General features: G+C 71.9%; 1 protein-coding gene. It reads right to left on the bottom strand.

The features are described 5' to 3' along the window. Positions 1-29: 29 nt before the first annotated feature. Complete coding sequence (locus tag SZN_RS02240; RefSeq protein WP_007491078.1) at positions 30-10160, bottom strand: type I polyketide synthase; 10131 nt, start codon at positions 10158-10160, stop codon at positions 30-32. Positions 10161-10164 lie beyond the last annotated feature (4 nt).

Here is a 10164-nt window from a genome sequence, read left to right as displayed (position 1 = left end):
CCATCAGTAGCTCCACACTTCCAAAAGCATCAGAGGTCCGCGCCGCCCAGTGCCCTCTGGACGAGGTCGTCGACGTCCATCGCGTCGACCGCGCTGTTCGTTCCTTCTTGGGGCGCCGGCTCAGAACCGCTCTCCGAGATCCGGGCAAGGTCCAGTAGGGCGTCCATCAGCCCGGCCTCACGGAACCGCGCGAACGGAACCGAGGCCAGCGCCTCGCGAATCCGGTCCTCCTCCGGGTCCTTCGGCTCAGCCCCATCGGCCTGCGGAAACATGTTCGTCTCCAGGTGCTCGGCCAGTACGGTGAGGTTCGGGTAGTCGAATGCCAGCGTGGTCGGCAGTTCCAGACCGGTGATCGCGCTCAGTCGGTTCCGGAGCTGAACGGCCGTCAGCGAGTCGAAACCCAGCTCCCTGAACGACTGGTCGCTCTCGACGGCCTCGGGAGTCGCATGCACCAGGACCGCGGCGACGTGCTGGCGGACCAGCTTGCGCAGGGAACGCCGGCGCTTCGCCGGGGAGAGCCCCTCCAGTTCGGCACGCAGCTCCGCCGCGGCCGACTCGCCCGGTGCCGGGTCCGAGGGCTCCGACGCCGCGTCCGACCGCCGCCTCCTCGTCAGCTCGCTCAGCAGTGGAACCGGCCTGGCGCCACCCAGCTCCCCCCCGAAGCGCTCCCATGCGGCATCGACCACGAGGGCGTGGGTCTCGTCCAGGTCAAGAACACGCTGGAGCGCGGAGATCGCCAGTTCCGGGTCCATCGGAGCGACACCGCTCCGCTTCATCTGCTCGTCGAGATCCCCGTCGACGGCCATGCCGCTCCCGGCCCAGGCGCCCCAGGCGATGGACGATGCCGCAAGACCGTCCGCCCGCCGCTGCCACGCCAGCGCGTCCAGGAACGCGTTGCCCGCCGCGTAACTCCCCTGGCCCGGCCCGCCTATCGTGCCCGCAGCCGAGGAGAACAGCACGAACGCCGACAGATCCGTCCCGGCGGTCAGCTCGTGCAGATTCCGCGCCGCGTCCGCCTTCGGACGCAGCACACCGGCCACCCGCTCAACCGTCAGCGCATCGATCACACCGTCGTCGAGGACACCCGCGGTATGCACCACCGCGCTCAACGGCGACTGCCCGGGAATCCCCTCCAGCACCGCCGCCAGCGCCTCACGGTCCGCCACGTCACACGCCGCCACCGTCACCCAGGCGCCCGTGGCCTCCAGCTCCGCCTTCAGCTCGGCGGCGCCCTCGGCCTGCATTCCCCGGCGGCTGGTCAGCACCAGGTGTTCGGCACCCGTACGCGCCAGCCACCGCGCCACATGTGCGCCCAGCGCACCGGTACCGCCGGTGACCAGCACCGAACCGGTGGGCCGCCAGCCGTCCCGGGTCGGGTTCTCCGGCGCCGGGGCCCGCACCAGCCGCTGGGCGAACACCCCGGAACCGCGTATCGCGACCTGGTTCTCGGCCTCCGCACCGGCCAGTACCGCGGCCAGACGGTCCACCGCACGGCTGTCCACGGTCTCGGGCAGGTCGACCAGCCCGCCCCAGCGCCGGGAGTACTCCACTTCCATGATCCGCCCCAGCCCCCAGACCATCGCCTGGGTCGGGCTCGCCAGCCGTTCGGAGCGTCCGACCGACACCGCGCCCCGCGTCCCGCACCACAGCGGGGCCTGCACACCGGCGTCGCCCAGCCCCTGGACCAGGCCCACCGTCGCCGCCAGCCCGGCCGGGACCGCCTCGAACGATCCGTGCGCCGACTCGTCCAGCCCCAGCAGCGAGAACACGCCCGACACGGCTGCCGGGTCCGTTCCCGCCTCCTTGAGCGCCGCACGCAGCCGCTCCGCCATCGCCTCACGGCCGTCGGCCGCGTCGGCGACGACACGGACCACCCGCGCGCCACGCAAGGCCACACCGTCCACCACGGAGGCGGGCAACGCCTCGTCACCGCAGATCCGGGGGACGACGACCAGCCAGGTACCGGTGAGCGCGGCGTCGGCGGCGGACGCCACGGGGGTCCAGGCGACGCTGTAGCGCCAGCCGTCCACCGTGCTCCGCTCACGCCGCTGACGACGCCACGACGACAGCGCCGGAAGCAACGCGGTCAAGGACGACTGCTGCTCCTCGTCGTCCACCTCCAGCGTGCGGACCAGCGACTCCAGGTCCTCGCGCTCGACGGCCTCCCAGAACCGCGCGTCCACACTGTCCGCGCCCGGCCCCGCCCCGCCGGCGGGCGCCTCACCGACCGGCGCGTCCAGCCAGTACCGCTGGCGCTGGAAGGCGTAGGTCGGCAGATCGACCCGACGGGCACCACGGCCCTCGAACACCCTCCGCCAGTCGACGTCGGCCCCGCTGACGTGGAGTTCGGAGGCGGAGGTCAGGAACTGCTCCAGGCCGCCCTCGTCACGCCGCAGCGTGCCGACGACCACCGCCGGCGCCCCGGCGGCCTCCACGGTCTGCTGCAACGGCAGCATCAGGACAGGGTGCGGGCTCGCCTCGATGAAGACACCGTGCCCGCTGTCGAGGAGGGCGCGGGTGGCGGCCTCCAGCTGGACCGTCTGCCGGAGGTTGCGGTACCAGTACTCGGCGTCCAGGGCGGCGGTGTCCAGCAGTTCGCCGGTCACCGTGGAGTAGAACGGCACCTGGGAGGACCGCGGCTCGATGTCCGCCAGGACCTTCAGCAGCTCCTCGCGGATCGCCTCCACGTGTACGGAGTGCGAGGGGTAGTCGATCAGAACCCGGCGGACCCGGATCGCCTCGCCCTCCAGCTGTGCCACCAGCTCGTCCAGCACCTCCGGGCCACCCGACACCACGACCGAACCCGGGCCGTTCACCGCCGCGACGGAGAGCGCGCCGTCCCAGGCGGCGATACGTTCCCTGGCCGCGTCCAGCGGCAGGCCGACCGACACCATGCCGCCACGGCCCGCAAGGCCGGCCGCGATCGCCTGGGACCGCAAGGTGACCACCTTGGCCGCGTCCTCCAGCGACAGCGCACCCGCCACACACGCCGCAGCGATCTCACCCTGGCTGTGGCCCATCACCGCATCGGGCTCGACACCCACCGAACGCCACAACCGCGCCAGCGACACCATCACCGCGAACAGCACGGGCTGAACGACATCCTCCCGGTCGAAACCGGGAGCACCCTCCGCGCCCCGAAGCACATCCGTCAACGACCAGTCCACGTACACCGACAGGGCCGACTCACACTCAGCCATCGCCTCCGCGAACACCGGCGAGGAGTCCAGCAACCCCACCGCCATGCCCCTCCACTGCGCGCCCTGGCCGGGGAAGACGAACACCGAACGGCCCCGGGCGTCCGCCACACCGCGCGTGACGCCGGGGCCGGCCTCGTTCCCGGCGAGCGCGCCCAGCCGAGCCAGGAGTTCCTCGCGATCGGCCCCGGTCACCACGCCCCGATGCTCGAACGAGGACCTGGTCGTCGCCAGCGACAGCGCCACATCCGGAACTGCCAGCTCCGGACGGGCCGTCACGAACTCCCGCAGCCGCCCGGCCTGCGCCCGCAGCCCGGCCGGGCCGCGGCCCGACACCACCCACGCCACCGGGCCCGAGGCCGCCTCGGGTGCGGCGGTCCCGGCCGCCTCGCCCTCCGGAGCCTGCTCCAGGACGGTGTGCGCGTTCGTCCCGCTCACGCCGAACGACGACACGGCGGCCCGACGCGGCCGGCCCGTCTCCGGCCACTTCACGGCTTCCGCCAGCAGCCGCACCTCGCCCGCCGACCAGTCCACCTCCTTCGACGGTTCGTCAAGATGCAGCGTCTTCGGCAGCACACCGTGGCGCATCGCCATCACCATCTTGATCACACCCGTCACACCGGCTGCCGCCTGCGGATGGCCGATGTTCGACTTCACCGAGCCCATCAGCAACGGCCGTCCCTCGGGGCGCCCTTGGCCGTACGTCGCCAGCACTGCCTGCGCCTCGATCGGATCGCCCAGCGTCGTACCGGTACCGTGCGCCTCCACCGCGTCCACGTCGGCCGCCGACAGGCCGGCGCTCGCCAGCGCCTGACGGATCACGCGTTGCTGCGACGGGCCGTTGGGGGCGGTCAGGCCGTTGCTCGCGCCGTCCTGGTTGATCGCCGAGCCTCGGACCACCGCCAGCACCGGGTGACCGTTGCGCCGGGCGTCCGACAGCCGCTCCAGGAGCAGCATCCCCACGCCCTCGGCCCAGCCCGTGCCGTCCGCCGCGTTGGAGAACGGCTTGCACCGGCCGTCTACGGACAGCCCCCGCTGACGGCTGAACTCCACGAACACACCCGGCGACGACATCACCGTGACGCCGCCGGCCAGCGCCAGATCGCACTCGCCCTGGCGCAGTGCCTGGGCCGCCATGTGCAGCGCCACCAGCGACGACGAGCACGCCGTGTCCACGGTCACCGCGGGCCCCTCAAGACCCAGGGTGTACGAGATGCGCCCGGACGCGACACTGCCCGCGCTGCCGGTGCCGAGGGAGCCCTCGAAGCCTTCCGGAGCGTTCCCGTACAGACGGGTGGCGTAGTCGTTGTACATGACACCGACGAACACACCGGATCGGCTGCCCCGGTTGGCCACCGGATCGATGCCGGCCCGCTCGAACGCCTCCCACGACGTCTCCAGCAGCAGCCGCTGCTGCGGGTCCATCGACAGCGCCTCACGCGGCGAGATCCCGAAGAACGCCGGGTCGAACTGGTCGGCGTCGTGCAGGAATCCGCCGTTGCGGACGTAGTACGTGCCCTCCCGGTCGGGATCCGGGTCGTACATCCCGTCGAGGTCCCACCCACGGTTGGCCGGAAACCCGGACACCGCGTCGGTGCCCGTCGCCACCAGGTGCCACAGTTCCTCCGGCGTGCGCACCCCGCCCGGAAGACGGCAGCTCATGCTCACGATCACGATGGGGTCGCCGTCGACCGGTGTGCCTGCCGCGGCCACCACACCCGCGCCCGGCGAGGCGGTGGCACCGTGTTCGCCGAGGATCGCCTCGCGCAGGTGGCCGACGAGTGCCACCGGGGTCGGATAGTCGAAGACCAGGGTGGCGGACAGTCGCAGGCCGGTCTCCGCGGTGAGCCGGTTCCTCAGGTCGACGGCCATCAGGGAGTCGAAGCCGAGTTCCTTGAACGGCTGACGCGTGTTCACCGTCTCGGGGGTGGCGTGGCCGAGGGCCGCCGCGGTCTGAACGCGGACCAGTTCCCCCAGCATCTCGTCCTGCGCCTTCTGCGGGAGACCCGCGAGGCGCCGGTGCAGTTCGTCGGGAAGACTCGCGGTCTGCTGCGATCGCGCGGTGCGGCGCGTCGTCACCCGGGGTACGACGTTGCGGAAGAGGGCGGGGAGTTCGGCGCCCTGCGCGCGCAGCGCGGGGAGGTCCAGCCGCAGCGGGACCGGCACGCTTTCGTCCGACGCCAGCGCGGCATCGAACAGTTCGAGCCCTTCCTCGGAGGAGAGCGGCACCAGACCCGAACGCGACACCCGCAGCAGGTCCTGCGCACCGAGGTGTCCGGTCATGCCGCTGGCCTCGGCCCACAGACCCCACGCCATCGACACACCCGGCAGCCCCCGGGCCCGCCGCCACGACGCCAGACCGTCCAGGAACACGTTCGCCGCCGCGTAACTGCTCTGCCCGGCACCACCCAGCACCCCGGCAGCCGAAGAGAACAGCACGAACGCCGACAGACCCATCCCCTCGGTCAACTCGTGCAGATTCCACGCCGCGTCCACCTTCGCCCGCAGCACCGGCTCGACCCGCTCACGGGTCAACGACGACAGCAGCCCGTCGTCCAGCACACCCGCCGCATGCACCACACCACTCAGACCGAAGCCCTCCGGCAACCCCGACAACACCCCGGACAGAGCCCCACGATCCGCAGCATCACAGGCCACGAACACCACCTCGGCGCCCACGGCCTCCAACCCCGCCCGCAACTCCGCCGCACCCCCGGCCCCCACACCACGCCGGGACAGCAGCACCAGCTTCCTGACCCCATACCGGACCACCAGATGCCGGGCCACCAAACCACCCAGCACCCCCGTACCACCCGTCACCAGCACCGCACCCGAACCGAACACCCCCGACTCCCGAGCATCACCCGAAGCCACCGACCGGCCCAGACGCGGCACCCGCACCACACCCGACCGCACCACCACCTGCTCCTCCCCCAGCCCCAACACCCCGGGAAGGACACCCTCAACCCCCTCCACGTCATCGGTGTCCACCAACACCAGACGCCCGGGACTCTCCGCCTGCGCGGACCGCACCAGACCCCACACCGCAGCCCCCGCCAGATCCACCACACCCTCGCCCGCGTCGACAGCGCCCTGGGTCACCACCACCAGCGGCTCACCCGCGAGATCCTCGTCCGCCACCCACGCCCGCACCCGCTCCAGGACCCCGAGGACCCGCTCATGCACCTCACCGACCACATCCGCACCAGCGGAGGCCACCCGCATGACCTCAGTCCGCGGCGCCGCCTCGCCCGCCGCGTCAAACGCGGGCGCATCCACCCACTCCACGCGGAACAGCGCATCCCGCGCCGCCCCGCCCGCGATCTTCAACCGGTCGGCCTCAACCGGCCGCAGCGCCAAGGACTCCACCGAGGCCACCACGCGCCCGGACTCGTCCCCCACCACCACCGACACCGCGCCGGAACCGCTGCCCGTCACCGGAGCCAGCCTCACCCGCAGCGAGGACGCGCCGACGGCCCCGAGCGAGAATCCGCGCCAGGAGAACGGCAGCAGGGCGCCCGAACCGTCCGCCAGAGCCTCGCTCACACCCATCGCGTGCAACGCCGCGTCGAACAGGGCCGGGTGCAGACCGAACTCACCGGCCCCTTCCCGCTCCCCGTCCGGAAGGGAGACCTCCGCGAACACCTCGTCGCCACGCCGCCACGCACGTTTCAGCCCCTGGAAAACGGGCCCGTACCGCAACCCGTTCTGCGCTGCCCGCGCGTACTGCCCCGACACGTCCGCGACCTCGGCCCCCGGCGGAGGCCACGCCCCGAAGTCGAAGGGGGTCGCCTCAGCACCCGCGGCCGGCGCGAGCGCCCCACGGGCGTGGCGCACCCACACCGCGCCCGCTGCCTCCGCTTCGTCCCGTGAGAACACGCTCACCTCGCGGTGGCCCGAAGCGTCCGCCTCGCCCACCTCGACCTGAAGGTGCACCCCGCCCTTCTCGGGCACGATGAGCGGCGCTTCCAGGATCAGTTCCGCGACCCGGCCGCAGCCGACCTGGTCGCCCGCCTGTACCGCCAACTCCACGAACGCCGTGCCCGGCAGCAGAACGACCCCGTGCACGGCGTGATCCGCCAGCCACTCGTGGGTGGCCAGTGACAGCCGCCCGCTCAGCAGGACCCCGCCGCCACTCGCCATCGACACCACCGCACCGAGCAGCGGATGCCCCAGCGAACCCAGACCGACCGATCCCGCGTCGCCCGCGCCCGCGGGAGCCTTGAGCCAGTAACGCTCGCGCTGGAAGGCGTAGGTCGGCAGCTCGACGCGGCGGCCACCGCGCTCCTCCTGTATGGCGGCCCAATCCACCTGGACGCCCTGGGTGAACGCCTCGGCGGCGGAGGTGAGGAACCGCTCCAGACCGCCCTCGTCGCGCCGCAGCGTGCCCACGACCACCGCCTGCGCGTCGGCGGCCTCCACCGTCTGCTGCACCGGAAGCGTGAGCACCGGATGCGGACTCACCTCGACGAACACGCCATGACCACTGCCGAGCAGGGCACGGGTCGTCGCCTCCAACTCCACCGTCTGCCGCAGATTCGTGTACCAGTACTCGGCGTCCAGACCCGCCGTGTCCACCAGCTCACCGGTCACGGTGGAGTAGAACGGCACCTGCGACGGGCGCGGCGCGATGTCCGCCAGGACCTTCAGCAACTCGCCGCGGATCTCCTCCACATGCGCCGAATGCGAGGCATAGTCCACCGGAACCCGGCGAACCCGCACCCCCTCACCCTCCAGCAGCACCACCAGCTCATCCAGCGCACCCGCATCACCCGACACCACAACCGAACCCGGCCCATTCACCGCCGCCACCGAGATCGCCCCGCCCCACGCGGCGATACGCTCCCTGGCCACATCCACCGGCAGGCCCACCGACACCATGCCGCCACGACCCGCAAGGCCCGCCGCGATCGCCTGCGACCGCAAGGCCACCACCCTCGCCGCGTCCTCCAACGACAGCGCACCCGCCACACACGCCGCAGCGATCTCCCCCTGACTGTGACCCATCACCGCATCCGGCTCCACACCCACCGAACGCCACAACCGCGCCAACGACACCATCACCGCGAACAGCACCGGCTGCACCACATCCACCCGGTCAAACCCCGGAGCACCCTCCACACCCCGCAACACATCCGTCAACGACCAGTCCACATACACCGACAGAGCCGACTCACACTCACCCACCGACTCCGCGAACACCGGCGAAGACTCCAGCAACCCCACACCCATACCGAGCCACTGCGCCCCCTGACCCGGGAACACGAACACCGAACGGCCCGGTGCTTCGGCGTCCTTCCCCCAGATCACACCGGGGAGCTTCGTCCCGTCGACCACCGCATCCAGGCGCTCCAGGAGCTCCTCACGACTGGTCCCGGTCACCACGGCCCGCTGCTCGAACGCGGACCTGGTCGTCGCCAGGGAGAGCGCCACATCGGCAACACCCAGCTCCGGCCGCCCCACCACGAACTCCCGCAACCGGCCCGCCTGCGCCCGCAAACCAGCCGCACTACGACCCGACACCACCCACGCCACCGGACCACCCACCACCTCAGCAGCGGCGACCTCGGTCGGCTCCGCCTCCGGAGCCTGCTCCAGGATCACGTGGGCGTTCGTGCCGCTCACGCCGAAGGACGACACACCGGCCCTGCGCGGCTCGCCCGTCTCCGGCCACGGCTTCGCCTCGGTCAGCAGCGACACCGCCCCCGCCGACCAGTCCACGTGCGCCGACGGCTCCTCCACGTGAAGGGTCTTCGGCAGCACACCGTGGCGCATCGCCATCACCATCTTGATGACACCGGCCACACCCGCCGCCGCCTGCGTGTGGCCCACGTTCGACTTGAACGACCCCAGCCACAGCGGCCGGTCCGCCCCGGGCCGCTCCTTGCCGTAGGTGGCCAGCAGCGCCTGCGCCTCGATCGGGTCGCCCAGCGGCGTACCCGTGCCGTGCGCCTCCACCGCGTCCACGTCCGCCGCCGACAGGCCCGCGTTCCGCAGGGCGTCGCGGATGACCCGCTGCTGCGAGGGGCCGTTCGGCGCCGTCAGCCGACTGCTCGCCCCGTCCTGGTTGACGGCGGCGCCCCGCACCACGGCCAGCACCCGGTGTCCGTTGCGCCGCGCGTCGGACAGCCGCTCCAGGAGCAGCACACCGGCGCCCTCGGACCATCCGGTCCCGTCGGCCGCGTTCGAGAACGACTTGCAGCGCCCGTCCACGGCGAGGCCGCGCAGCCGGCTGAACTCGACGAACACGCCTGGTGTCGCCATCATGGCCACGCCGCCGGCGAGTGCCAGCGAGCAGTCGTCCTTGCGCAGCGCCTGCACGGCCAGTTGCAGCGCCACGAGCGAGGAGGAGCACGCCGTGTCCACGGTCACCGCGGGACCTTCGAAGCCGAAGGTGTACGAGATGCGGCCGGACGCGACGCTTCCCGCGCTGCCGTTGCCCAGGTGGCCTTCGAGGCCCTCGGGTATCGACTGGATGCGGGAGCCGTAGTCGTTGTACATCACACCGACGAACACGCCTGTCCGGCTGCCGCGCACGGACGCCGGGTCGATGCCCGCCCGTTCGAGGGCCTCCCACGACGTCTCCAGCAGCAGCCGCTGCTGCGGATCGGTCGCCAGCGCCTCACGCGGGCTCATGCCGAAGAACGAGGCGTCGAAGCCGTTCGCGTCGTGCAGGAACCCGCCCTCACGCGTGTAGCTCTTGCCCGGCTTCTCGGGGTCGGGGTCGTACAGGTCCTCGTCCCATCCCCGGTCCACGGGGAAGGCGGAGACGGCGTCGGTACCCGTGGCGACCAGTTCCCACAGGTCTTCCGGCGACTGCACTCCGCCCGGATACCTGCACCCCATCCCGACGATCGCGATGGGTTCGGTGTCCCTGTCCTTGAGTTCCCGCAGCTCTTGACGCGTCTCGTGCAGACTGGCCGTCGCGCGCTTGAGGTAATCCCGCAGCTTGGTCTCGCTCACTGCC

Origin of the sequence: Streptomyces zinciresistens K42 (genome assembly GCF_000225525.1) — a bacterium.
GTDB lineage: Bacteria > Actinomycetota > Actinomycetes > Streptomycetales > Streptomycetaceae > Streptomyces > Streptomyces zinciresistens.
Note: the sequence above shows the minus strand (reverse complement) of the source record. Positions and strands in the feature narration are given on the sequence as shown.